This is a genomic window from Methylibium rhizosphaerae (assembly GCF_006386545.1).
GTDB classification, from domain to species: Bacteria; Pseudomonadota; Gammaproteobacteria; order Burkholderiales; family Burkholderiaceae_C; genus Pseudorivibacter; species Pseudorivibacter rhizosphaerae.
Window position 1 is genome coordinate 1 of the sequence record NZ_SWAR01000123.1, and the last position, 1,382, is coordinate 1,382.

Sequence of the window (1,382 nt, forward strand, 5' to 3'; positions counted from 1 at the left end):
CGGAAGCTGCCGCGGTGGTTGTCGGCCTGGTGCACCAGGTGGCCCAGGTTGAGCTGGGTTTCGTGCTGGGTGGTCTTCAACTGCACGCGCAGCTGCGCATCGCTGTCGTCGAAGGCGAGCTGGTTGTAGCCCGCACCGCCGAACTCCTGGCTCTTCAGCCCCGAGAAGGCCGCCGCATTGGCCTGCTGTGCGCTGCCCGCGCCATGCCAGGGCGGGCTGTGGCCGGTGCCGATGCGGTTGCCCTGCGCGCCGGCGCGGTGGTCGGTGCTGTGCTCCAGCGGCGCCAGGTCGGCCTGTGCGCTCGCCCCGCCGGGGGTGGCCGGCACGCCGGCTTCGCCCTGGCCGTTGTACAGGCTGCCCAGCACGACCGGGCGGTCGAGGTCGTTGGCGATGAAGCCCACCAGCACCTCCTGGCCCACCCGGGGGATGAAGTGGCTGCCGTAGCCGGGGCCGGCATAGGGCTGGGCCACGCGCACCCAGGCGGTGGCCGCGGCGCTGTCGGCATCGCGCTCGGCCTGCCAGTGGAAGCGCACGCGGATGCGCCCGAGCGCATCGGTGTGGATCTCGCCGGCACCGGCGGCTTCGGTCTCGCCTTGCGGGCCGACGACGGTGGCGCTGGTGGGGCCGGCAGCGCGCGGCCGGGCCACGGGCTCGGGGCGCCACGGGGTGCTGCGCGCCAGCGCGGTGAAGCGGTTGGCGTAGCCGCTGGCCTGGGCCTGGCGCAGCAGCTCGGCGCCCAGGCTGCTTTGCAGCAGCGGGTCGGCCCCGAGGGTCTTCGCGAGGGCGGCGTTCAGCTCCTTGGGCAGGTTGTTCAGGCCCACATGCTGGACCTCGAGCACGAGGTAGTCGGCCGCCGGGGTGTCCTGGCCGAGCAGGGCGCCGAGCTGGCGGTCGGTGCCCTGGGTGAGGCTGAACCAGGTGCCCGCGCGCAAGGAGCGCACGCTGCTGCGGCCCAGCTGCCGGGCGTAGCCGGCTTCGAGGTGCTGCTGGGCCAGGGTGGCGTAGCGCTGGGCTTCGGCGCCGCTGGCGTAGGCCTCCGGGCCCAGCGGGTCGTAGGCTTCGAGCTGCGGGGCGTGGGGGCCGCTGAAGCGCACGGCGCCGGGCACCTGGGCGCTGACCGAGCGCTTGGCCTGGGGGTCCCAGCTTTGCACGCTGGTGCTGGCGCTGGCATAGCGGTGCAGGGCGCCGAAGGCCTGGATGCTGTCTTGCTGTTCCTGGCTGCTGGCGCGGTGGAAGCGCAGGCCGGTGCCGCCCAGCGAGGAGGCGCTGCTGGGGTCCTGGGGCACGGCGGCGCTGTCGGCGAACAGCACCACGCCCACGCCGTCGGGGGTGTCTTCGAAGCGCAGGCCCAGGCCTTCTTCGGCGAGCAGGCGGCGCACGAA

At 74.2% G+C, this 1,382-nt stretch carries 1 protein-coding gene; it reads right to left on the reverse strand.

Annotated features, from left to right (window positions below; translation table 11 throughout):
- Positions 1 to 1,382: type VI secretion system Vgr family protein (locus E8D38_RS27705; RefSeq protein WP_140637494.1), on the reverse strand; the 1,382-nt coding region annotated here is incomplete at both ends.